The 23,279-nt window shown below is 69.4% G+C and carries 26 protein-coding genes; 17 read left to right on the plus strand and 9 right to left on the minus strand.

Annotated elements, in window-relative coordinates; all coding sequences use genetic code 11:
* Positions 1–69: 69 nt before the first annotated feature.
* Both JOE30_RS11495 and dapD read right to left on the minus strand, forming a co-directional pair.
* On the minus strand, positions 70–627 hold the full coding sequence (locus JOE30_RS11495; protein WP_204866795.1) for a GNAT family N-acetyltransferase: 558 nt from the start codon (positions 625–627) through the stop codon (positions 70–72).
* A gap of 33 nt (positions 628–660) precedes the next feature.
* Positions 661–1,611, minus strand: coding sequence for a 2,3,4,5-tetrahydropyridine-2,6-dicarboxylate N-succinyltransferase (gene dapD / locus JOE30_RS11500; protein ID WP_204866796.1), 951 nt, complete (start codon positions 1,609–1,611; stop codon positions 661–663).
* 54 nt (positions 1,612–1,665) lie between these two features.
* Here dapD and dapE point away from each other — a divergent pair, with 54 nt between their 5' ends.
* The 10 genes from dapE (at position 1,666) to JOE30_RS11550 (ending at position 10,105) form a co-directional block, all read left to right on the plus strand.
* Positions 1,666–2,778, plus strand: coding sequence for a succinyl-diaminopimelate desuccinylase (gene dapE / locus JOE30_RS11505; protein ID WP_204866797.1), 1,113 nt, complete (start codon positions 1,666–1,668; stop codon positions 2,776–2,778).
* Between the two features lie 10 nt (positions 2,779–2,788).
* Positions 2,789–3,586, plus strand: a complete 798-nt coding sequence (locus JOE30_RS11510; RefSeq protein ID WP_204866798.1) for a TIGR00730 family Rossman fold protein — start codon at positions 2,789–2,791, stop codon at positions 3,584–3,586.
* Positions 3,583–4,161: a TIGR00730 family Rossman fold protein gene (locus JOE30_RS11515; protein WP_204866799.1), complete on the plus strand. Its 579-nt coding sequence runs from the start codon at positions 3,583–3,585 to the stop codon at positions 4,159–4,161. Before JOE30_RS11510 ends, JOE30_RS11515 begins: the two co-directional genes overlap by 4 nt.
* Positions 4,162–4,218: 57 nt before the next feature.
* Positions 4,219–5,991, plus strand: a complete 1,773-nt coding sequence (locus JOE30_RS11520) for a long-chain-acyl-CoA synthetase (protein WP_204866800.1) — start codon at positions 4,219–4,221, stop codon at positions 5,989–5,991.
* Positions 5,992–6,096: 105 nt separating this feature from the next.
* On the plus strand, positions 6,097–6,909 hold the full coding sequence (gene folP / locus JOE30_RS11525) for a dihydropteroate synthase (RefSeq protein WP_204870297.1): 813 nt from the start codon (positions 6,097–6,099) through the stop codon (positions 6,907–6,909).
* A gap of 11 nt (positions 6,910–6,920) precedes the next feature.
* Positions 6,921–7,868, plus strand: coding sequence for a glucosyl-3-phosphoglycerate synthase (locus tag JOE30_RS11530; protein ID WP_204866801.1), 948 nt, complete (start codon positions 6,921–6,923; stop codon positions 7,866–7,868).
* A 54-nt stretch (positions 7,869–7,922) separates the two neighbouring features.
* Positions 7,923–8,246, plus strand: coding sequence for a DivIVA domain-containing protein (locus tag JOE30_RS11535; RefSeq protein WP_204866802.1), 324 nt, complete (start codon positions 7,923–7,925; stop codon positions 8,244–8,246).
* A 13-nt stretch (positions 8,247–8,259) separates the two neighbouring features.
* A complete protein-coding gene (locus JOE30_RS11540; protein WP_204870299.1) occupies positions 8,260–8,823 on the plus strand; it encodes a DNA-3-methyladenine glycosylase I in 564 nt (187 codons plus the stop codon).
* 157 nt (positions 8,824–8,980) lie between these two features.
* Positions 8,981–9,148 (plus strand): DUF3117 domain-containing protein, encoded by a 168-nt coding sequence (locus JOE30_RS11545; protein ID WP_003406247.1) that lies wholly within the window; start codon positions 8,981–8,983, stop codon positions 9,146–9,148.
* 108 nt (positions 9,149–9,256) lie between these two features.
* Positions 9,257–10,105 (plus strand): methyltransferase domain-containing protein, encoded by an 849-nt coding sequence (locus tag JOE30_RS11550; RefSeq protein WP_204866803.1) that lies wholly within the window; start codon positions 9,257–9,259, stop codon positions 10,103–10,105.
* On the opposite strand, the gene glgA is transcribed toward JOE30_RS11550, so the two are convergent.
* A complete protein-coding gene (gene glgA / locus JOE30_RS11555) occupies positions 10,084–11,250 on the minus strand; it encodes a glycogen synthase (RefSeq protein ID WP_204866805.1) in 1,167 nt (388 codons plus the stop codon). The genes JOE30_RS11550 and glgA overlap by 22 nt on opposite strands.
* Positions 11,251–11,327: 77 nt before the next feature.
* Here glgA and glgC point away from each other — a divergent pair, with 77 nt between their 5' ends.
* On the plus strand, positions 11,328–12,542 hold the full coding sequence (gene glgC, locus JOE30_RS11560) for a glucose-1-phosphate adenylyltransferase (protein ID WP_204866807.1): 1,215 nt from the start codon (positions 11,328–11,330) through the stop codon (positions 12,540–12,542).
* 1 nt (position 12,543) lies between these two features.
* On the opposite strand, the gene JOE30_RS11565 is transcribed toward glgC, so the two are convergent.
* Positions 12,544–13,161, minus strand: coding sequence for an O-methyltransferase (locus tag JOE30_RS11565; RefSeq protein ID WP_204870300.1), 618 nt, complete (start codon positions 13,159–13,161; stop codon positions 12,544–12,546).
* A 254-nt stretch (positions 13,162–13,415) separates the two neighbouring features.
* Here JOE30_RS11565 and sigE point away from each other — a divergent pair, with 254 nt between their 5' ends.
* The 4 genes from sigE (at position 13,416) to tatB (ending at position 16,474) form a co-directional block, all read left to right on the plus strand.
* The gene (gene sigE, locus JOE30_RS11570) at positions 13,416–14,078 is read left to right on the plus strand and encodes an RNA polymerase sigma factor SigE (protein WP_204866810.1); all 663 of its coding nucleotides are present in this window, start codon (positions 13,416–13,418) and stop codon (positions 14,076–14,078) included.
* Between the two features lie 116 nt (positions 14,079–14,194).
* Positions 14,195–14,539, plus strand: coding sequence for a hypothetical protein (locus tag JOE30_RS11575; protein ID WP_204866811.1), 345 nt, complete (start codon positions 14,195–14,197; stop codon positions 14,537–14,539).
* A gap of 9 nt (positions 14,540–14,548) precedes the next feature.
* The gene (locus JOE30_RS11580; protein WP_204866813.1) at positions 14,549–16,045 is read left to right on the plus strand and encodes a trypsin-like peptidase domain-containing protein; all 1,497 of its coding nucleotides are present in this window, start codon (positions 14,549–14,551) and stop codon (positions 16,043–16,045) included.
* Between the two features lie 9 nt (positions 16,046–16,054).
* On the plus strand, positions 16,055–16,474 hold the full coding sequence (gene tatB / locus JOE30_RS11585; protein ID WP_204866815.1) for a Sec-independent protein translocase protein TatB: 420 nt from the start codon (positions 16,055–16,057) through the stop codon (positions 16,472–16,474).
* Between the two features lie 14 nt (positions 16,475–16,488).
* Here the strand turns inward: tatB and JOE30_RS11590 are convergent, their stop codons facing one another.
* The 5 genes from JOE30_RS11590 to JOE30_RS11610 form a co-directional block, all read right to left on the minus strand.
* Positions 16,489–17,625 carry an Mrp/NBP35 family ATP-binding protein gene (locus JOE30_RS11590; RefSeq protein ID WP_027503855.1) on the minus strand — a complete coding sequence of 379 codons (1,137 nt, stop codon included), beginning with the start codon at positions 17,623–17,625 and terminating at the stop codon, positions 16,489–16,491.
* Positions 17,626–17,649: 24 nt separating this feature from the next.
* Complete coding sequence (locus JOE30_RS11595; protein ID WP_204866817.1) at positions 17,650–18,498, minus strand: lytic murein transglycosylase; 849 nt, start codon at positions 18,496–18,498, stop codon at positions 17,650–17,652.
* Positions 18,499–18,648: 150 nt separating this feature from the next.
* A complete protein-coding gene (locus tag JOE30_RS11600) occupies positions 18,649–19,767 on the minus strand; it encodes a lytic transglycosylase domain-containing protein (protein WP_204866819.1) in 1,119 nt (372 codons plus the stop codon).
* A gap of 65 nt (positions 19,768–19,832) precedes the next feature.
* Positions 19,833–20,450 (minus strand): DUF1003 domain-containing protein, encoded by a 618-nt coding sequence (locus tag JOE30_RS11605; RefSeq protein ID WP_204866821.1) that lies wholly within the window; start codon positions 20,448–20,450, stop codon positions 19,833–19,835.
* A complete protein-coding gene (locus JOE30_RS11610) occupies positions 20,443–21,720 on the minus strand; it encodes a magnesium transporter MgtE N-terminal domain-containing protein (RefSeq protein WP_027503853.1) in 1,278 nt (425 codons plus the stop codon). The genes JOE30_RS11605 and JOE30_RS11610 overlap by 8 nt, the downstream gene beginning before the upstream one ends.
* A 55-nt stretch (positions 21,721–21,775) precedes the next feature.
* Between JOE30_RS11610 and JOE30_RS11615 the strand changes: the two genes are divergently transcribed.
* Positions 21,776–22,777: a CoA ester lyase gene (locus JOE30_RS11615; RefSeq protein ID WP_307806151.1), complete on the plus strand. Its 1,002-nt coding sequence runs from the start codon at positions 21,776–21,778 to the stop codon at positions 22,775–22,777.
* Positions 22,774–23,265: a general stress protein gene (locus tag JOE30_RS11620; protein WP_027503852.1), complete on the plus strand. Its 492-nt coding sequence runs from the start codon at positions 22,774–22,776 to the stop codon at positions 23,263–23,265. Before JOE30_RS11615 ends, JOE30_RS11620 begins: the two co-directional genes overlap by 4 nt.
* Positions 23,266–23,279 lie beyond the last annotated feature (14 nt).

Here is a 23,279-nt window from a genome sequence, read left to right on the forward strand (position 1 = left end):
AGAAGTGAACGCCCGTTCCGCACTGGTGTCAAGGATGGAACGGTGATTCACATGTTCGGGAGGGTGGGACTACCAGCGCGACCCGACGCGATTGTTGACCAGCAGCGTGCCGTCCGGATCGAGACGGGGCTCGGGACGGAACACCATGACGGCGTCGTCTTCCTCGGGCGGTGTCGGCTCCTCCGTGTTGCCGATGCCGCCGAGCAGTCCGCGCCACAGCACCCAACCGCGCCGCTCGTAGAACCCGACGGCGTCGGGAAGGGAATTGAGCACGCCGACCATGTCCTCCGACTCGATCTGCTCCTCGATCGCGGCCATGAGCCGCGCACCCAGCCCTGTGCCCCGGAACTCCGGGTCCAGGGCGACGGCCTCGACGAAGCCGCCGTCGACGTCGTCGCCGCCGTGGTGGAGGAGGCGCGGCACCACAGCGGCATGGCCGATGATGCGGTCGCCGTCGCGCAGGATCACGTGGGTGCCACCGAGGGCGTGCTGCCAGTCGTGCGGGGTGAAGCGCTCACCGAAAGCGCCGCGCACCAGCCCCTCGCACGTGTGGGCGTCCGCGTCACCCAGATCGTCGGTCGGCACCGATTCGAGTCGCGGTTCCTGCTGTATCGCTTCCTGGCTCACGGTCCCCCCGGACGCAGCCTGCCGCCGAATCGATCAGTCGTTGGCGTGCAGGATCGAGTTGAGCTCGACGCCCGTACCCTTCCACGGCACGACCTCGACGGCACCGGAAACGGAGTTACGACGGAAGAGCATGTTCGACTGCCCACTGAGATCGGCCGCCTTGACGACGGTGCCGTCCGGGCCGGTGACCTTGGTGCCCGCAGTGATGTAGAGCCCCGCCTCGACGACGCAGTCGTCGCCGAGGGAGATGCCGAGGCCCGCGTTGGCCCCGAGCAGGCAGCGCTGTCCCACCGAGATGACGGCCTTGCCGCCGCCGGACAGGGTGCCCATGATCGAGGCGCCGCCGCCCACGTCGGAGCCGTCGTCGACGACGACGCCGGCGGAGATACGGCCCTCGACCATGGACGAGCCGAGCGTGCCGGCGTTGAAGTTCACGAAACCCTCGTGCATGACCGTCGTGCCGGACGCGAGGTGGGCGCCGAGGCGCACGCGACCGGCGTCGCCGATGCGGACACCGGTGGGGAGCACGTAGTCGACGAGACGCGGGAACTTGTCGACGCTGAAGACGGTGACGGCGCCCCGTGCACGGAGACGGGCGCGCGTCACCTCGAAGCCGTCGACGGCCGCCGGGCCGAAGTTGGTCCACACCACGTTGGACAGCAGGCCGAACTGACCGTCCAGGTTCAGGCCGTGCGGCCGGACGAGGCGGTGCGAGAGCAGGTGCAGGCGCAGGTAGACGTCGTGCGCGTCGACCGGGGCGTCGTCGAGGGAGGAGATGGTGGTGCGCACCGCGACGATGTCGAGATCGCGGGCGTCGTCGTGTCCGACCAGCGCGGCCAGTTCCGGGGGAACGTCCGCCGCGTCGAGTCGCGCGGTGCCGGTCTCGGCCACCTCGGCGAGCTCGGGAGCGGGGAACCAGGTGTCGAGCACCGTTCCCGACGCGGTGATGTGTGCGATGCCGACTGCCGATGCTCCTGTGGTCACGGGGACCGAGCCTAGAGGACGACCGGACGGCCGGGCGAACGTAAGGTCGGCTGCGTGAGCGCACCGATCTCCCTGGACTTGCACGCCGATCCCATCGACCTCACGGCGGCGCTGGTGGACGTTCCCAGCGTCTCGCGCGACGAGGCCGCGCTCGCCGACGCGGTGGAGCGGGCGCTGCGCGAGCAGACCACGGGATTCGAGATCGTGCGTTCGGGCGACGCCGTGCTGGCCAGGACGAATCGGGGGCTCCCGACGCGGGTGATCCTCGCGGGTCACCTGGACACGGTCCCCATCGCCGACAACGTGCCGAGTCGCCGCGAGCCCGGGCACGCCGAGGGTGACGTCCTCCACGGATGCGGAACCGTCGACATGAAGTCGGGGGACGCCGTGTTCCTGCACCTGGCGGCGACGGTCGCGGAGCCCACCGCGGACCTGACGCTGATCTTCTACGACTGCGAGGAGATCGAGGCGTCGGCCAACGGTCTGGGCCGCATCGAGCGGGAGATGCCCGAATGGCTGCGCGGCGACGTCGCAATCCTCGGTGAGCCGTCGGGTGGTTACATCGAGGCGGGCTGCCAGGGGACGCTCCGCATGCGGTTCACCGCGACGGGGACGCGCGCCCACTCGGCGCGATCGTGGCTGGGCGACAACGCGATCCACAAGTTGGGCCCGCTGTTCGACCGGCTCGCCGCGTACACGCCGCGCAGCGTGGACATCGACGGCTGCGTGTACCGGGAGGGACTGCAGGCGGTCCGCGTCAGCGGCGGCGTCGCAGGGAACGTGGTCCCCGACGAGGCGTTCGTCGACGTCAACTTCCGCTTCGCCCCCGACCGCAGTGTGGAGCAGGCGATCGAGCACGTGCGCGAGGCGACCGACGTGGAGCATCTCGATCTCACCGTCGAGGTGACCGACAGGTCGCCGGGCGCGCTGCCGGGTCTGGCCGCACCCGCGGCGGCGGCACTGGTCACGGCGGCTGGGGGAGAGTTCCGCGCCAAGTACGGCTGGACCGACGTCTCCCGGTTCTCCGCGCTGGGCATCCCGGCGGTGAACTACGGTCCCGGCGATCCCAACCTCGCGCACAAGCGTGACGAGCGCGTACCGGTGCAGCAGATCACCGATGTCGCCGACGTCCTGCGCCGGTATCTGACCGTCACCGACGCCCACTAGCCTCTCCCTCATGGGAGAGCACGAGAGCCGCGAGAACACCGGCGAGAGGTCCACGAACTACCGCGGGCCCGTCATGGACCGACGGGAGTTCGGCGGGTCCACCACCGATCAGCGGCTCCTCGACTCGCGGGGCTCCGCCGACTGGCTGCACACCGATCCGTGGCGGGTGCTGCGGATCCAGAGCGAGTTCGTCGAGGGCTTCGGCGCTCTGGCGGAACTGCCACGGGCCGTCACGGTGTTCGGGTCGGCGCGGACGTCGCGCGAGTCCCCGGAGTACGCGCTCGGCGTCGAGCTGGGCACCGCGTTGGCCGGCGCCGGCTACGCCGTGGTGACGGGCGGGGGACCGGGCGCGATGGAGGCCGCCAACAAGGGAGCCTGCGAATCGGGCGGGTTCTCGGTCGGCCTCGGTATCGAGCTGCCCTTCGAGCAGTCGCTCAACGAGTGGGTGGACCTGGGTGTCAACTTCCGCTACTTCTTCGTCCGCAAGACGATGTTCGTCAAGTACTCGCAGGCGTTCGTCTGCATGCCGGGCGGATTCGGCACGCTCGACGAGTTGTTCGAGGCACTCACGCTGGTGCAGACCCGCAAGGTCACCCGGTTCCCCATCATCCTGTTCGGCACGCAGTTCTGGGGCGGGCTGCTCGACTGGATCCGCACCACGCTGGTGGCCGCCGGCACGGTGTCCGAGGCGGACCTCGAGTTGATCCGCTGCACGGACAGCATCGCGGAGGTGGTCCGCTGGGTCGACGAGAGCCGGGCGGCCGAGATCGCGGCGACCGAGTCGCGGGCGAGCGAGACCGAGCAGTGACCGGATCGATCGCGGTCTGCGTCTACTGCGCGTCCGGCCCGGTGGAGCAGCACCACCTCGATCTGGCCACCGCCGTGGGCACCGAGATCGGACGTCGCGGCGGCACGCTGGTGTCCGGGGGCGGCAACGTCTCCATGATGGGCGCCGTCGCGGCGGCCGCACGCGCGGCGGGGGCGTTCACGGTGGGCGTCATCCCGCAGGCCCTGGTGCACCGCGAGGTGGCGGACATCGATGCCGACGAGCTGGTGGTCACCGAGACGATGCGCGAACGTAAACGCATCATGGACGACCGGGCCGACGCGTTCATCACGCTCCCGGGCGGGATCGGCACGCTCGAGGAACTGTTCGAGACCTGGACCGCCGGATATCTGGGAATGCACGACAAGCCGGTCGTAGTCTTGGACCCCGTGAATCACTTCACACCGCTGTTCGACTGGATGCGCTCGCTCGTCGGGACGGGATTCGTCTCCGAGCGCTCGCTCGATCGCCTGGTCGTCACGGCGGACGTGGACGCGGCTCTGACGGCGTGTGGGCTCGTGCAGGGCACGCGCACCGTGAACATTACCAATCAGTAAGGTAAGCGTCGTCACAGCCGGAGACGCAGCCGGCTCGCCAGGGGAGGGAACCACAACATGGGTGCCGAGGCTCGTCACAAGGTCGGATTGCTCGACATCGCCGCCACACTTCCGAAGATGACGGCAGCGCTGCCCAGTGTCCTCCGGGGTGTGCCCGGGTTCCTGCGCAAGCCCGACGACAAGGAGTCGATCGGCCACATCTTCCAGCGCGTCGCGGCGAAGACGCCGGACCACCCGTTCGTGCGTTTCGAGGGCGACACCCTCACGTACGGCCAGGCCAACGATCTGGTGAACCGGTACGCCAGCGTGCTCACCGACCGGGGCGTCCGGCGCGGCGACGTCGTCGGCGTCCTGGCCAAGAACTCGATGCGCACGCTGCTGGTGGCCCTGGCCACCGTCAAGCTCGGTGCCACGGCCGGAATGCTGAACTTCAATCAGCGCGGCGACGTGCTCGAGCACAGTCTCGGCATCCTCGACGCGCGCGTCCTCGTCGTGGACGGCGACTGCGTCGAGGCCCTCGAGTCGCTCGACGAGGCGCTCCCGGAGAAGGTCATCCTGCACGCGGACGAGCTGGACGAGAAGGCGGCGTCGGCGAGCGCGGAGAACCCTGCCACCACGGCCGAGATCCAGGCCAAGGAGAAGGCGTTCTACATCTTCACCTCCGGCACCACGGGCATGCCCAAGGCGAGCCTGATGAGCCACTTCCGCTGGATGAAGTCCATGTCCGGCCTCGGCAGCATGGGCGTGCGTCTCGACAAGAACGACGTCCTCTACTGCTGCCTGCCGCTCTATCACAACAACGCGCTGACGGTGTCCCTGTCGTCCGTGCTGGCGTCCGGCGCCACCATCGCCATCGGCAAGCAGTTCTCGGTGTCCAACTTCTGGAAGGACGTCCGCGAGAACGAGGCCACCGCATTCACCTACATCGGTGAACTGTGCCGCTACCTGCTGACGCAGGACGAGACCCCGCAGGACTCCGACAACACGATCAGGCTGATCGTGGGCAACGGGCTGCGCCCGGAGATCTGGGAGGAGTTCACCACCCGTTTCGGCATCGAGCGCGTGGCGGAGTTCTACGGCGCGAGCGAATGCAACATCGCGTTCATCAACGCCTTCAACATCGACCGCACCGCAGGGTTCTGCCCGTTGCCGTACGCCGTCGTCGAGTACGACGACGAGACGGGCAAGGCCAAGCGGGACGACAACGGCCGACTGCGCAAGGTCGGGTCCGGCGGTGTCGGCCTCCTGCTGTCGAAGATCACCGACCGCGCGCCGTTCGACGGGTACTCCGACGAGGAGGCCACGAACAAGAAGCTCCTCAAGGACGGCTTCAAGGACGGCGACTGCTGGTTCGACACCGGAGATCTGGTGCGTCAGCAGGGCTTCCGGCACGTCGCGTTCGTCGACCGTCTCGGCGACACCTTCCGGTGGAAGGGCGAGAACGTGGCCACCACCCAGGTCGAGGGCGCACTCAACTCGCACCCCGATGTCGATCAGGCCGTGGTCTTCGGTGTCGACGTCCCCGGCACCGACGGCAAGGCGGGCATGGCGGCGGTGACCCTGCGCCACGACAAGAGCTTCGACGGTGCGAACTTCGCCGAGCACGCCTACAAGAACCTGCCCGGCTACGCCGTGCCGCTGTTCATCCGCGTCGTCGATTCGCTCGAGGCCACGTCCACGTTCAAGAGCAAGAAGGTCGAGCTTCGCAAGGTGGGTTACGGCGACGGGGACGGCGACCTGTTCGTCCTGAAGGGCAAGTCCGGCGGTTACGTCGAGAGCTACGACGAGTACGTCGACGAGGTCGGAGCCGGCAAGCTGCCCAAGGGCTGAGAGGCCCTCGGGGACGGGCATCATGGAGGTGTGAGTGCACCCGAGACGTCCGTCCCCGCCGACACCCTGTGCGGCAGACCGGTCGCTACCGACCGTGCGCTGGTCATGGCCATCGTCAACCGCACCCCCGACAGCTTCTACGACCGCGGCGCGACGTTCGAGGACGACGCCGCGATGGACGCGGTCCGCCGTGCGGTGGACGAGGGCGCCGATCTCGTCGACATCGGCGGTGTGAAGGCCGGACCCGGCGCCACGGTCGACGCCGGCGAGGAGACCCGACGGGTCGTGCCGTTCGTCGCCGCCATCCGCGCCGCGTACCCCGACCTGGTGATCAGCGTGGACACCTGGCGGTCCGAGGTCGCTCGGCTCGCGTGCGCCGAGGGCGCCGATCTGATCAACGACACGTGGGCCGGCGCGGACCCCGAGCTCGTCCACGTCGCCGCCGAGGTCGGTGCCGGCATCGTCTGTTCTCACACCGGCGGAGCGATCCCCCGCACCCGGCCGCACCGCGTGCGCTACGCCGACGTCGTCGCCGACGTGCTCTCCGAGGTGACTCGATCGGCCGAGAACGCACTCGCCGCGGGCGTGCGAGCGGACGGGATCATCATCGATCCGACCCACGATTTCGGCAAGAACACCTATCACGGGCTCGAACTGTTGCGTCGGATCGACAGTCTTGTAAACACCGGATGGCCTGTCCTGATGGCACTGAGCAACAAGGATTTCATCGGGGAGACTCTGGGTGTAGGACTTGCCGAACGGTTGGAGGGAACATTGGCCGCGACAGCTTTGACGGCAGCACAGGGTGCTCGGATGTTCCGGGTGCACGAGGTGGCAGCGACGAGACGGGTGGTCGACATGGTGGCAGCGATAGCAGGCACCAGGGCTCCCGCCCGGACGGTACGGGGGCTGGCATGACACTCGCAGGCATGCTCACCCCCGCGACCGACTGGGATCGCGAGAACAGCTGGGAATCACCCTCCTGGACCCTCGAAGAACTCGAGGCGGCGAAGGGTGACCGGACCGTCTCGGTCGTTCTTCCCGCTCTGAACGAGGAGGAGACCGTCGCCGGTGTCCTCGACACCATCTCGCCGCTCCTCGGGCGACTGGTCGACGAGTTGGTGGTGCTCGACTCCGGGTCGACCGACCGGACCGCCGTGCGTGCGACGGCCGCCGGTGCCACCGTCGTCTCCCGGGAGGAGGCGGTTCCCGAACTCGCCCCCGCTCCCGGCAAGGGGGAGGTGTTGTGGCGCGCGATCGCGGCCACGACGGGCGACATCATCGCGTTCGTGGACTCCGACCTCATCGATCCGGACCCGCAGTTCGTGCCCAAGCTCCTGGGGCCGTTGCTCATGGGGGACGGAATCCATCTGGTCAAGGGGTACTACCGGCGGCCGCTGAGCGGGTCGACGGAAGCACACGGTGGTGGGCGCGTGACCGAACTGGTGGCCAGGCCGCTGCTGGCCGCGCTGCGGCCCGAGCTCGGTCGGGTCATCCAGCCACTGGGCGGGGAGTACGCGGGCACCCGCGAACTGCTGTCCTCGGTGCCCTTCGCGCCCGGGTACGGCGTGGAGATCGGTCTGCTGATGGACACGTACGACAGGTTGGGCATGGACGCGATCGGACAGGTGAACCTCGGAGTTCGGCGCCACCGCAACCGGCCGCTCGTGGAGCTGGGGGCCATGAGCCGTCAGATCGTCGGAACCATGCTGGCGCGCGCCGGCATCGCCGACTCGGGAGCCGGTCTCACGCAGTTCGTCCTCGACGGGGAGACCTTCGTGCCCTCGATCACCGACGTCTCGCTGGCCGACCGGCCGCCCATGCGCACGGTGCGGCCGTGGGCGGGCAAGACGGGGGCCGAGAAGTCGGGGGGCTGACGAGTCGCACCACCGCCGCGGATCCTGTCGACTCGCCGTGACAGGATTCGCGTCATGGTGACGATCCTGCTGTACGTCGTCGTGATCGCGGTCGTGGCCGCGGCCCTGTTCCTCCTCGCGTCCGTCGTCTTCGGCCGCGGGGAGGAGATGGAACCGTTGCCGGAGGGGACCACGGCCACCGCGCTGCCCGCACGGGGCATCTCCGGGCGCGACGTGCGAGCGCTGCGCTTCTCCCTCACACTGCGCGGGTACGACGCCCGCGAGGTCGACTGGGCCCTCGATCGGCTCGCAGTCGAGATCGACAGCCTGCGGCTACGCCTGCGCGAGGCGGAGCCGTCGGAACCCGTCGCGAAGGACGCGCCCGGTGACGACGTCTGAGTCCGGTCTCCGGATCGGTTCGGACGGACGGGCACGCTGCCTCTGGGCCGGTGACCCGACGACCGATCCGCTGTACGCCCGGTACCACGACGAGGAATGGGGCGTCATCGTCCACGGTCGCGACGCGCTCTACGAGCGGGTCACCCTCGAGGCGTTCCAGTCGGGGCTCTCGTGGATCACCATTCTGCGCAAGCGCGACGCCTTTCGAACGGCGTTCGCGCACTTCGATCCGACTGTCGTCGCGCGGTGGGGAGACGACGACGTCGAACGCCTCATGGGTGACGCGGGCATCGTCCGCAACCGCGCGAAAATTGTTGCCGCGGTGCGCAATGCGCGGGCCATCGTCGATCAGGACCTCGATCTCGACGCGCTCCTGTGGTCGTTCGCACCGCCGCGACGCGGTCGCCCCACTAGCCTGCAGGACGTTCCCGCGGTGACACCCGAGTCCACCGCTCTCGCGCGCACTCTCAAGAAGTCGGGGTTCGCGTTCGTCGGTCCCACCACGGCGTACGCGCTGATGCAGGCGACCGGAATGGTGGACGATCACCTCGCCGGATGCTGGGTTCCCGCGCGCTAGTACACACCCGTGTCCCGCTCGTTCGAGGGTGTCCGTTGCCCACGGATCCGGAGGATAGGGAAGAATAAGTGCACGAGCCTCGTCGGACCCCGGCGAGGCGCGACCGAATTGATGCAGCGCGCGATGCAGGGCAGCGCAGATCTGGAGGGAGCAGAGAATGGCGGCCATGAAGCCCCGGACCGGGGACGGTCCGCTCGAGGCGACCAAAGAGGGACGAGGAATCGTCATGAGGGTTCCACTCGAAGGCGGAGGACGCTTGGTCGTCGAACTGACTCCCGACGAGGCAGCCGCTCTGGGCGACGAGCTCAAGGGCGTCACCAGCTGACACCACACCTGTCATCACCGTGAGAACAGCCCCACCGGCCGACCCTGACCGGTGGGGCTGTTCTCGTCCCGACCGAACGAGCGACCCACCACGACGAGCGGAGGAACCGTGAACGACGATGCGGTGGCCCTGCTCGCGTGCCCACACTGCGGGTCGGACCTCGAGGCGGACGATCCGGACTCGGGATCGGCTGCGCTGCTGTGCGACCGCGGGCACACGTTCGACGTCGCGCGCCAGGGATACGTCAGCCTGCTCTCCGGGTCCGGCGGCAAGATCGTCGGCGACTCCACCGAGATGGTCGCTGCGCGCGCGGAGTTCCTCGACCGCGGGCACTACGACCCGCTGATGGACGCCGTGGCCGACGCCGTGGGGGACCGTCGCCGTGTGCTCGACGTCGGAGTGGGTACCGGGCACTACCTCGCCAGAGTGCTGGACGCGGGCGTTCCCGATGCCGTCGGCGTCGGTCTCGACGTGTCCAAGGCCGCTGCGCGCCGCGCCGCGCGATCGCACCCGCGAGCATCCGCGGTGGTCGCCGACGTCTGGCAGAGCATTCCGGTCCGCTCCGGCGTGATCGATGCCGCCCTGTCGGTGTTCTCGCCGCGCAACGCCGAGGAACTCGCGCGCGTCCTCGCACCCGCCGGGGTGCTGGTGGTGCTCACCCCCACCGAGCGTCATCTCGTCGAGCTGGTCGACGATCTCGGTCTCGTTCGGGTGGACGAGAACAAGACGCAAAGGCTGGGCGACACGCTCGGCGGCCGGTTCGAGCGGGTGCGCCGGGTCCCGATCACCTACTCGACCACGCTCACGCGGGACGAGATCGTCGACGTCGTGAGCATGGGGCCGTCGGCGCGCCACATCCCGCCGGCGGATCTGCGCGCGCGGGTCGACGAGATGCCGCCCGCGCGCGAGGTCACCGTGTCGGTGACCCTCGGCGTCTACGCGCGCGCCGCGGTGTAGACCTCCATCGTCTGCTGCGCGATCGACTCCCAGGAGAACTCGGCGACGGCGCGCTCTCGACCGGCGACACCCTGCCGCGCTGCTCGACTCTCGTCGGCGACGAGGTCGTTGACCGCGGCGGCCAGGTCCGCCTCGAACGTGGCGGTGTCCGCGGCGTCGTAGTGCACGAGGGCCCCGGTGCGGCCGTCGGCCACGACCTCGGGGATGCCGCCCACGTCTGACGCGACGACGGCCGTCTCGCAGGCCATCGCCTCCAGGTTGACGATGCCGAGGGGCTCGTACACCGACGGACACACGAACACGGCGGCCGCCGAGAGGATCTGGCGGATCTGCTCGGTCGGCAGCATCTCGCGGACCCAGAACACGTTGCCGCGGCTCTCGGACAGGGCGGTGACGGCGCGCTCGGTCTCGACCGCGATCTCCGGGGTGTCGGGCGCACCCGCACACAGCACCAGCTGAATGGACGGGTCGAACGAGTGGGCCGCGGCGATGAGGTGCCCCACGCCCTTCTGCCGGGTGATGCGGCCGACGAACGCGACGATGGGTGCGTCGGTGCGCACGCCGATCGCCTCGAGCGCGGACGGGGCGCCGTCGGCGGGGCCGCCTGAATGCCACACCTCGGTGTCGATACCGTTGCGCACCACGTGAACTCGGTCCGGATCGATGCGCGGGTAGCAGTCCAGCACGTCGGCCTTCATGCCGTCGCTGACCGCGACGACGGCGTCGGCGTACTCGATGGCGTTGCGCTCGGACCACGACGAGATGCGGTAACCGCCGCCCAGCTGCTCGGCCTTCCAGGGTCGGCGCGGTTCCAGCGAGTGCGCGGTGAGCACGTGCGGGATCCCGTACAGCTCGGCCGCGAGATGACCGGCCAGGCCGGTGTACCAGGTGTGCGAGTGCACCACGTCGGCGTCGCCGGCCGCGTTCGCCATCCGCAGGCCCGTGGAGAGCGTGGTCAACGCCGGGTTCGCGTCGGCCAGGGCCGGGTCCGGCGAGTGCACGACGGCGGTGTCGCGCGGCGCGCCGATGCAGTGCACGTCGACCTCGCACAGGGCGCGGAGACGGTCGACCAGCTGCGTCACGTGAACGCCCGCGCCGCCGTAGATCTCGGGGGGATATTCCTTCGTCATCATCGCCACTCGCATGAGAGGAACGTAACGCGTCGGTGTGCATTCGGCCTATACGTAGCGATTGCTCGTCACAACCGGATAGGTTGGCTGTTGTGAGGACCCAGCCGCATGTACTCGGAATCGTGCTCGCCGGAGGTGAGGGCAAACGCCTGTATCCGATGACAGCCGATCGCGCGAAGCCCGCGGTCCCGTTCGGTGGTGCGTACCGCCTGATCGACTTCGTGCTGAGCAATCTAGTCAACGCCGGCTATCTGCGGTTGTGCGTTCTGACCCAGTACAAGTCGCACTCGCTCGACCGGCACATCTCCCAGACCTGGCGGCTGTCGGGTTTCGCGGGTGAATACATCACCCCCGTGCCCGCGCAGCAGCGGCTCGGGCCCCGCTGGTACACCGGCAGTGCCGACGCCATCTTCCAGTCGATGAACCTGGTGTACGACGAGGATCCCGAGTACATCGTCGTGTTCGGCGCGGACCACGTGTACCGCATGGACCCCGAACAGATGGTGCAGCAGCACATCGATTCCGGTGCCGGTGTCACGGTGGCCGGCATCCGCGTACCGCGCGCCGAGGCAACGGCATTCGGCTGCATCGACAGCGACGCCTCGGGCAACATCACCGAGTTCCTCGAGAAGCCGTCGGACCCGCCCGGAACGCCGGACGACCCCACCATGACGTTCGCGTCGATGGGTAACTACGTCTTCACCACCAAGGTGCTCGTCGACGCCATCCGTGCCGACGCCGAGGACTCGGACTCCGATCACGACATGGGCGGCAACATCATTCCCGCGCTCGTCGCGGCCGGGAAGGCATCGGTGTACGACTTCAAGGACAACGTCGTCCCCGGTGCGACCGAGCGGGACAAGGGCTACTGGCGCGACGTCGGCACCCTGGACGCGTTCTACGACGCGCACATGGACCTGGTGTCGGTCCACCCGATCTTCAACCTCTACAACAAGCGGTGGCCGATCCGCGGCAGCGCGGACAACCTGCCGCCCGCCAAGTTCGTGCAGGGCGGTCTGGCGCAGGAGTCGATCGTCGGAGCGGGATCGATCCTGTCCGGTGCGACGGTGCGCAACTCGGTGCTCAGCTCGTCGGTGATCATCGACGCGGGTGCCACCGTGGAGGGCAGCGTCATCATGCCCGGGGTGCGCATCGGTCGGAACGCGGTGGTTCGCAACGCCATCCTGGACAAGAACGTGGTGGTGAACGACGGCGAGATCATCGGCGTCGATCGCGAGCGGGACAGCGAGCGGTTCAACGTGAGCGCCAACGGCGTGGTCGCCGTCGGCAAGGGTGTCTGGATCTAGGTCACTCCGGCACGCGCGAGGCACACAGCAGACCGTCGCCGAGGGGAAGGACGACCGCCGTCAGGTCGTCGTTCTCCGCGATGGCGCGGGCGGCCGCGCGGACCGCGACGGTGGCCTCGTCCCGCGACGAGGCGTCGGCGACGCGTCCACCCAGCAGGGCGTTGTGCAGGATCAGGGCCCCACCGGGGCGCAGCATTCGGACGCCCTCGGTCAGGAACCCGACGTGGTCGCGCGGCGTCGCGTCGACGAACACGAGGTCGTAGGACGCATCGGCCAGGCGGGGGAGCACGTCGAGGGCGCGGCCGTTGATCAACCGGGTCCGCGACGCTCCGATGCCGCCGGAACGGAACGCCTCCTTGGCGGCGCGCTGATGCTCCGGTTCGGTGTCGATGGTGGTGAGGACCCCGTCGGGCCGCATCCCGTCCAGCAGCCACAGCCCGCTGACGCCGGCGCCGGTTCCCACCTCGACCACCGTGCGAGCTCCGGACAACTGCGCGACCATGCTGAGCACGGCACCGACGGACGCCGGTATCGGCGCAGCGCCCAGATCGACGGCGCGCTCGCGCGCGGCCTGCAGGATCTCGTCCTCCACGACGGAGGCTTCGGCGTAGTGCAGCATCTTGGCGGCGTCGGCAGTCACGACAGGACCCTAACCCGCCCGCGAACTCCCCGCGGCCGGACACTGCGCCGCCAGACTCTCAGCCCACACTCAGCCTCCTCACACGGGTCGCACACCTGCCCGCGACATAGTTTCCCTACGCGGGTTCGTCGGATCGTCCTCACACTTCGGTCGCGCCGAACACGGGTAACACCACATCGCACGTCGACACCACGCCGCGATGATCGCCCGAGTAGGAGGATTGAACGATCCACATGATCACCAGCCCGCGCGAACACGCTGCTCTCACCTCCCCGACCTCCCGCCCCGCCGCCGAGTCCGAGCAGACCGTCGACGGTCCGGAGGAGCTGTCCGGCACCGCGGTGTTCGACGCGACCGGAGACGCGACGTCGATGCCGTCCTGGGACGAACTCGTCCGCGAGCACGGCGACCGCGTCTACCGCCTCGCCTACCGGCTGTCCGGCAACGCGCAGGATGCCGAGGACCTCACGCAGGACACCTTCATCCGCGTGTTCCGCTCGCTGCAGAACTACCAGCCCGGCACCTTCGAGGGCTGGTTGCACCGCATCACGACGAATCTGTTCCTGGACATGGTGCGTCGCCGCAACCGCATCCGCATGGAGGCGCTGCCGGAGGACTACGACCGGGTGCCGTCCGACACCCCCGATCCCGAGCAGATCTACCACGACGCCCGGCTCGATCCGGATCTGCAGGCGGCGCTCGACTCGCTCGCTCCCGAATTCCGCGCAGCCATCGTGCTGTGCGACATCGAGGGTCTGTCCTACGAAGAGATCGGCGCGACGCTGGGGGTCAAGCTCGGCACAGTCCGCAGCCGTATCCACCGTGGCCGCCAGGCGCTGCGCGACCACCTCGCCGCCAGCCGGCGTACCCGCGAGTCGCTGACCTCGGCCGAGTAGCCGCCGGCGCGAGTACCGTTCTGTGGGGACGGATGCGGACCGGGAACTTCCGGCCGGTGCCGTGCGTTTCACCCCGGGACGATCCGCACATCGGCACGGCATGAAGTGGAGGCAGCATGACTCGGTTTCGTGATCCTCGGCAGTTCAGCCCCACCGACCACCTCGCCAGTGAGGCAGTGGCCGCCTACGTCGACGGCGAATTGCGCATGAACGCCTACCTGCGCGCCGCGCGGCACGTGTCCGAGTGCGCCTCGTGTGCCGCCGAGGTCGAGGCGCAGCAACAGGCCCGTGTCGCCCTGCAGCGCTCGCCGGAGATGTCCATGCCGTCCTCACTCCTGGGTCTCCTGCACCAGATCCCGCACTGCACGTCTCCCGAACCCGGTCGATCCGAACCCGGCATCGGTTCCGGCCTGCGTCATGGCCTGGGGTCGGTCGTCGGGTCACGTTTCCGGCGCCGGTAGCGTGCAGAGGTGACTCCAGCCGACGAGTACCGACCGGACCCCACGGCTTCCACGGCGGACGGGGGAGCACCCGACGACGATGCGCCGCGACTTCCTCCGCGTCCGCTCTACCGGCCCACCATCGACGCGCACGTGGTGCGGGCGTTCGGTCGCCCCCACGGCATCCGCGATTCCTTCGGTGACGCGCAGACCCGGCGCCGGGACAGTCCGTCGATCCGCGTCGCGGCGCCCGATCCCGTCCTCACCGAGGCCTTCGGTCGGCCACCCGGCGTCACCGACTCCCTGGTGCGCGAGCCCGAGGCCCCCGAGGTCGAGCAGGAGCCCGAACCGCAGAACCCGTGGCGCGTGCCGTCGTCGGCGGTCACGACGGTGTCGCCCGCACTCGACGAACCGGAACCTGCGCCGCTGACACCCGGCACGAGACTTGGCGCTCGCGAAGTGCTGTTCGGCCGCCGAGTCTCCGCCGGCGCTCTCGCCTCGCTCGCGGGTGTCGCGCTGGTCATCGGTCTGCTCGGCGGCGTCGTCGGTAGTGTCGCGGCCGATCTGGGCGGCTCGCTGACCAGCTCGCGCGTGACGCTGGAACAGGGTGGCAGCGAACTCCCGCAGGGCCAGGTGGCCCGGGTCGCCGAAGCCGTCCTGCCGTCCGTGGTGTCGGTCCAGGAGACGTTCGGTGGCAATGCCGGTACCGGCTCGGGAGTCGTCATCGACGGGGCCGGCTACATCGTCACCAACAACCACGTCATCTCGATGGCCGCGACCAACCCGGGCGCGACGCTCAACGTGACCTTCTCCGACGGCACCAAGGTGCCCGCGCAGATCGTCGGCCGCGACACGAAGACCGATCTGGCCGTGCTCAAGACGGACGTCGCGGACCTCAGCGTCGCCCAGCTGGGCCGCTCGTCGGACGTGGCGGTCGGCGACGACGTCGTCGCCGTCGGATCGCCACTGGGACTGAGCAAGACGGTCACTCGCGGTATCGTCAGCGCGCTCGACCGTCCCGTTCGACTGTCCGGGGAGGGCACGGACACCGACGCCGTCATCGACGCGGTCCAGACCGACGCGGCGATCAACCCCGGTAACTCCGGCGGTCCCCTGATCGACGCCGAGGGCCGCGTCATCGGCATCAACTCGGCGATCCGCAGTGAGAGCGGGGGATCAGTGGGACTGGGTTTCGCCATCCCCATCGACGACGTCACCGAGGTCGCGCAGTCCCTCATCCGGACCGGCGCGATGAATCATCCGGACATCGGCGTCAATGCGCGGTCCGTCGTCAACGACGCGCTCACCGGGGCCCAGATCGCGAACGTCACCGCCGGCGGCCCCGCACAGCAGGCGGGTATCGCGGAGGGCGACGTCATCGTCCGCGTCGGCGACCGCACCGTCTCCGGTGCCGACGAGCTGACGGTCGCCGTGCAGGAGCAGGAGATCGGTCGGCCGGTGCAGGTGCAACTCGTCCGCTCGGGGCGGACCGTCGACGTGACGGTCACTCCGGTGTCGGATGCGTAAGGTGTAGACGTGTTCTCGAACATCGGCTGGGGCGAGATGATGGTTCTTCTCGTCGCCGCACTCGTCATCCTCGGTCCCGAGCGTCTGCCCGGGGCCATCACCTGGACCACCCGGTCGCTCCGGCAGGTCCGTGACTACGCCAGTGGCGCCAGCCAACAGCTCAAGGACGAGCTGGGGACGGACTTCGACGATCTGCGCAAGCCTCTCGCCGACCTGAACCAGCTTCGCGGGATGACCCCACGCGCGGTCATCACCAAGCACCTGCTCGACGGCGACGACTCGATCTTCACCGGGAAGTTCGACGAGAAGCCGCAGTCCGGGACGCAGTCGTCGACACCGCAGGCGGGTACACCGAACATGACGAAGTCCACCGGGTCGGCGCCGTTGCCGACCGGGGACCGTCCCCCGATCGACCCCGACGCGACCTGAGTTCTCCCGAACGCCTACAGGTGCCGGGTGGTGTCGATACCCAGGCTCATGCCCGCCAGGCCACGACTGCGGACCGACAGCTTCTCGGCCACCTCGATCATGGCCTTGGCCGCGGGCGACTCCGGATCGCTGAGCACGATCGGCACGCCGGAGTCGCCGCCCTCGCGCACTGCGGTGTCGAGCGGGATCTGGCCCAGCAGCGGGACCTTCGCTCCGACCGCGGTGGTGAGTCGCTCCGACACGGCCTGGCCGCCGCCGGAACCGAAGATGTCCATTCGCGATCCGTCGGGTAGCTCGAGCCACGACATGTTCTCCACCACTCCGACGACACGCTGACGCGTCTGCAGGGCGATGGCTCCGGCACGTTCCGCGACCTCGGCCGCAGCCTGCTGCGGGGTGGTCACGACGAGGATCTCGGCGCCGGGGATCAACTGGGCCACCGAGATGGCGACGTCGCCGGTGCCCGGCGGCAGGTCCAGCAGAAGTATGTCCAGGTCGCCCCAGAACACGTCGGCGAGGAACTGCTGCAGGGCGCGGTGCAGCATGGGTCCGCGCCAGACCACGGGCGTGTTGCCCTGCGTGAACTGCGCGATCGAGATCATCTTCACGTCGTGCGCCACGGGCGGCATGATCATGCGCTCGACCTGCGTGGGGCGGGCGTCGGTACCGAGCATGCGGGGCACCGAGTGGCCGTAGATGTCGGCGTCGAGAACGCCCACCGACAGTCCCTTCGCGGCCATCGCCGCGGCCAGGTTGACGGTTACCGACGACTTGCCGACACCGCCCTTCCCCGACGCCACCGCGTACACGCGGGTGAGGGAGCCGGGCTGAGCGAACGGGATGACCGGCTCGGCAGAATCTCCCCGCAACGACTTGCGCAGTTCGGTGCGCTGCTCGTCGTTCATGACATCGAGCTCGACGCGGATCTCACCGACACCGGCGACGTCGGCCACGGCCTTGCGCACCCGGTCGGAGATCTCGGTCTTCATCGGGCACCCGGCGGTGGTCAGATAGATGCCGACGTCCACTGATCCGTCGTTCCCGAGCGCGACACTCTTGACCATGCCGAGTTCGGTGATGGGCTTGCGAATCTCGGGATCGTTCACGCGCGCGAGGGCGCTGCGAACATCCGATTCGGTGGCTACGGGCATGTGTCCATGGTATGCGGTACCGCGTCAGTGAATTCGGGGCAGGTCCGCTTCGGAGGGGGCGATGCCGGTGGAGTAGGCGACCGACCACGCGACCACGTTGGCCACGTAGGCCATGGAGTTGTTGTAGCGCAGGATCGCCTGCGTGGCCTGGATCGGATCCGCCATGTTCAGGCCGCCGTCGCACAGGTACTTCCCGGTGGTGGCGGCGCTGTCGAACAGGTTCTGCGGGTCGGCCCTGCCGTCCCCGTTCCCGTCCGTGGCGTAGTGCTTCCACGTGGCCGGCAGGAACTGCATCGGCCCCACGGCGCGGTCGTACGTGGGGTTGCCGTCGAGCTCGCCGCCGTCGGTGTCCATGATCACGTTGTTGCCGGCGAGGCTGCCGTCCAGGACCGGTCCGAGAATCGGCTCGAACAACGTCCCGTCGGCACCCGCCTTGCCGTCGTTGGCGTGAGTGGACTCGACCCGCCCGATACCGGCGAGGAGGGCCCAGTTCATCGAGCAGCCGGGGGTGGTCTGCGCCAGGAGGGTCTCGGCGCTCCGGTAGGCGGCGACGTTGATGCCCGGGACGCCGAGCGGGCCGGCCGCGAGAGACTCGGGCAGCGCGGGTGCGGGAGCCGGCTCCGGCGCGGGTGGAACCACGGGCTCGGGCGCGGACTGCGTGGTGGGTGCGGGCGCGACATCCACTGCCGGGGTCACGTCGGTGGGCTCGAGGGCGGATTCGCTGGCCGTGGTGTGTGTCCGGAGGAACGGAATGTCGGCGCTGGCGCCGTAGCCACTGGCGACGGTGATCGCTCCCGCGGGGATCAGACCGGTCAGCGCGATGACCGTGTTCCGTCGCAGGGTGGACGACGATCGTTTGCGGTGCCGACCCACGGATACACAACCTCCTCGCCGCCGCGAGATTTGTGATCCGCGACGACTGTTCCCGCCCCGTTTCGGGACTCTTCCGACCTTTGCTGTCGGAGCGAGGCTACCTGATCCGTTGCCGATCCGTTACCGGCCCGTGATGTGGGCCACGGGCGGTCACGGCGTCGTGACGGATGTGTCCTGCTCAGGTGGGGCGGGTGGTGCCACTGGTGCGGGAGGGCACAGGAGACACGGGATCGTGGGGAGTTCGATGACCGGGAGCGGCGGCAGTCCGGGGATGCCGAACGCCGGCGGCGGTGTCGCCGGAGTGAGCGAGGTGTCCGGCATCGCGGTCGTCGCTGTCGACGTCGGGGCCGCGGTCGTCGGATCCGTGATCTCGCCGCCGGCGGCGGCCGCCGCGGCAACGGCCAGTGCGTCCGCCGGGGAGGGCGCCGCCTCGCCGATCCGGCCGACGACAGGGGTGCCGCCGCCGGAGTACGCCGCGGACCAGGCCAGCACGTTGGCGGTGTAGGCGGCGGAGTTGTTGTAGCGCATGACGGCGGTGGTCGCCTGCGCCGGATTGGTCATGTCCAGGCCGCCCGAGCACAGGTACTTGCCCGCGGCGAGAGCCGCGTCGAAGACGTTGTTCGGATCGCTGCGACCGTCGCCGTTGCCGTCCGCGGCATAACCGGCCCAGGTGGCGGGGATGAACTGCATCGGGCCGACCGCGCGGTCGTGCCCCGCGTCACCGTCGAGCGCGCCGCCGTCGGTGTCGGTGATGACCGCGTCCGCGGCCGATCGTCCGTCGAGCACCGGGCCCAGCACGGACGTGATCGTGGTGCCGGCGGCATCGGTGCGGCCGCCGCCCGCATGGCCGGACTCGATGCGCCCGATGGCGGCGAGCAGGTGCCACGGCAGGTGACAGCCCGGCGTCGAGGTGGCGAGCTGTGCCTCGGCGGAGCGGTAGGCCTGCAGGACGAGTTCGGGAATGCCGAGTGCGCCGACGAGTACGGCGGACAGCGGCGCCGCAGCAGTGGCCGGGGCGCCCGCGGGTGCGGCGACGGCAGGCTTCGGGGAGCGGAACGCGACCGGTTGCCGCTCGGCGGGCTCGACCAGGCCGACAGCGCGCTCCCGCGGTGAGAGTGTGGGCGCCGCAACCGATTCGGCGGCCGCCATCGCGACGGAACTGTGCGCGGAACTCGGCGTCACCGAGCCGGCGGCCAGCGTGACCGCACTGAGGAGAAGAATCGAGGCACTCAGTGCACCTCCGAGTCGAGAGTCTCGACCGACGCGCATACGACAAACCCCCACGGACACTCAGCTGCGCACTCACCGAGACCCGACGCGCAGTGTGACCGAGGTTACCGTCGCGTGTCCTCGCTGTGGTCGAAACGAGTTGTTTCCTCGGCGGGAGAGGCGGCGGCGTACGAGGTGGGGTCCTCGTCGACCGGCTTCTTGCGAGACTTCTTGCGCGCCTTCTGTTCCTCGACCGCCGCCTGCGCGGGATCGAGCAGCGCCGCGCGCAGGTCGTCGAGTTCGCGGCGGAGGTAGTCACGCGTGGCGACCTCGCCGACCGCGATGCGGAGCGCGGCGAGCTCACGAGCGAGGAACTCGGTGTCCGCCTTGGTCTGCGCGGCGCGCGAGCGATCCTCCTCGAGCGACACCCGGTCGCGGTCGTCCTGCCGGTTCTGGGCGAGCAGGATCAGCGGGGCCGCATAGGCGGCCTGCGTCGAGAACGCCAGATTGAGCAGGATGAAGGGGTAGGGGTCCCACTGCAGGCTCACGGCGAAGACGTTGAGCAGGATCCACACGATGACGATCCCCGTCTGGATCGCCAGGTATCGCCCCGTACCGAGGAACCGCGCGACGTTCTCGCCGGTCCGGCCGACCGAGTCGACGTCGAAGTCGAGCTTGAACCGTCGGGATCCGCGTGGGGTGTCGAGGCGCTGTCTGGCGGTCGCCGCCGACTTCTCACTCATGTCCCACGTGCTCCTGTTCGCGCCAGTCGTCGGGAAGAAGGTGGTCCAGGACGTCGTCCACGGTCACGGCGCCGATGAGATGCTCCTCGGCGTCCACGACCGGTCCGCAGACCAGGTTGTACGCCGCGAAGTATCGCGTGACGGCGGCGAGACTGTCGTCCGGGGAGAGCGTCGACAGTGTCGTGTCGATCACGCCGCCGACCAGACTGGCGGGCGGTTCGCGCAGCAACTGCTGGAGATGGACGCAGCCGAGGTAGCGGCCCGTGGGCGTGGCCGTCGGCGGTCGCACGACGAAGACCAGCGATGCGAGGGCGGGCGTGAGGTCGGGGTTGCGCGCGCGAGCGAGTGCTTCGGCGACCGTCGCGGACGCACTCAGCACCACCGGTTCGGGTGTCATCAGACCACCCGCCGTGTCGGGGGAGTGTTCGAGGAGACGTCGCACCGGCTCGGAGTCCTGCGGATCCATCAGGCGCAGCAGGGATTCGGCCTCCGGCTCCGGCAACTCGCCGAGCAGGTCGGCCGCGTCGTCGGGGTCCATGGCCTCGAGCACGTCGGCGGCGCGGGCGGGGGCGAGCGCCTGCACCAGGTCGATCTGATCGTCGTCGGGCATCTCCTGGATGACGTCCGCGAGGCGCTGGTCGTCCAGGGCGAAGGCGACCTCGAGTCGCCGCTTCTCCGGGAGGTCGCGGATCGCGTCGGCCACGTCGGCGGGCCGGAGTCCCTCGAACTGGGCGAGAAGCTGCGACACACCCTGCCCCGGCAGGGACAGATCGGACCAGGTGAGGCCCTGCACGTTCTGCCAGTCGAGCACGTGGATGCTGCCGCGCCGACCCAGCCGGGTGCGGTGGGGGCGTACGGCGACGCGCGCGATGACCCAGTCCCGCGTGCGGGTCTGCTCGATGCCGAGGTCGACGACGACACAGTCCACACCGTGCAGGTCCTCGGCGTCCGGATCGTCGGTCCGCACCCGCGAGTCCAGCACCTGGGCCAGGGCCAGCACCTCGCCCGGTCGCTGGACGAAGCGGCGCATACTGACGTTGCCGGTGGTCAGCGTCACCGACGTCGGTTCGACGGCCGTCACGCGCAGCATCGGGACGAAGATCTTGCGCCGTGTCGCCAGATCGACCACGAGGCCGAGAACGCGCGGTTGCTGGCGGCCCACGCGCACGGTCACGACGATGTCGCGGACGCGGCCGATGCTCTCACCGTCGGGTCCGAGCACCACGAGGCCCGCGAGCCTGGCGGCGAACACCTTGTTCACTGCTGCCATGGGCGCAACAGTAGACGGGGGCCTCGCACGCGGTGCGGGCCGATAGTGTGCCGTGGTGACCACCACAGTGCCGCGCGCCCGCCTCCGACGCTCCGTGCTCGCCGTGCCGGGCAGCAGTCCGAAGATGATGCGGAAGGCGCTGGGCCTGCCCGCCGACGCCGTCTTCCTCGATCTCGAGGACGCGGTCGCGCCGGCCGCCAAGGCGCAGGCGCGCATCGACGTCGCCGACGCGCTCGGATGGGACGGATGGGGCACGCAGCTCCGGCTCGTGCGGGTCAACGACTGGACGACGGAGGCCACGTTCCGCGACGTGCTCGACGTGGTCGGTCGAGCGGGTGCCCACCTCGACGCCCTCGTCCTGCCCAAGGTGCGCTCGGCCGGTGAGGTGCAGGCGCTCGATCTGCTTCTGACACAACTCGAACGCGAGTCGGACCTGCCGGTCGGCCGCATCGGGATCGAGCCGCAGATCGAGGACGCCGTGGGTCTGCTCCACATCGACGCCGTCGCGACGGCCTCGCCGCGGGTGCAGACCCTGGTGTTCGGGCCGGGTGACTTCATGGCCGACGTCGGCATGCGCACTCTCACGGTGGGGGAGCAGCCGCCCGGCTACGAGCGCGGCGACGCCTACCATCACGTGCTGATGACGATCCTGCTGTCGGCACGGGCCCACGGGCTCCAGGCGATCGACGGCCCCTGGGTGCAGGTCCGCGACACCGACGGGTTCACCCGCGCCGCCCGGCATTCCGCGGCTCTGGGCTACGACGGCAAGTGGGTGCTGCACCCCTCGCAGATCGACATCGCCAACGAGACCTTCTCGCCGCGTCAGGCCGACGTCGACCGCGCCCACGACATCGTCGAGACCTACCGTCGGTACCTCTCCGTCGACGGGGGAGCACGCGGGGCGGTCATGGTGGGGGACGAGATGGTCGACGAGGCAGGTCATCGGATGGCTCGGGCCCTCGTCGAGGCCGCCGACGCGGCCGGCATGGTCCGCAGCGGTTCGCGGCCCGCACCGGACCCCACGACCGACCCGCAGGCAGGCACAATGGAGTCATGACGAACCCCATGTCGCAGTCCGGCCGCCCCGGGCAGGGCCTTCCCACCCCGCCGTCGGGCTGGCCCATCGGTTCCTACCCCACCTACGCCGAGGCGCAGCGCGCGGTCGACTACCTCTCCGATCAGGAGTTCTCGGTCCAGGACGTCACCATCGTGGGCGTCGACCTCATGCAGGTCGAGCGTGTCATCGGTCGCCTCACCTGGGCCAAAGTGATTGGCGGCGGCATCATCTCGGGTGCCTGGCTCGGTGTCTTCCTCGGACTCGTTCTCGGAATCATCACGAACACCAACTACCTGAGTGCACTTCTCGTCGGTGTGCTGGGCGGCATCGTCTTCGGACTGATCTCGGCCACCATTCCCTATGCGGCGACCAAGGGGCAGCGCGACTTCGCGTCGACGATGCAGTTGGTCGCGGGGCGGTACGACGTGCTGTGCGAGCCGAAGACGGCCGAGAAGGCGCGCGATCTGCTGGCGCGTCTCGCCATCTGACCTCTCACCACCGA

The sequence above is a fragment of the Rhodococcus sp. PvP016 genome (genome assembly GCF_017832185.1).
Lineage (GTDB): Bacteria > Actinomycetota > Actinomycetes > Mycobacteriales > Mycobacteriaceae > Rhodococcoides.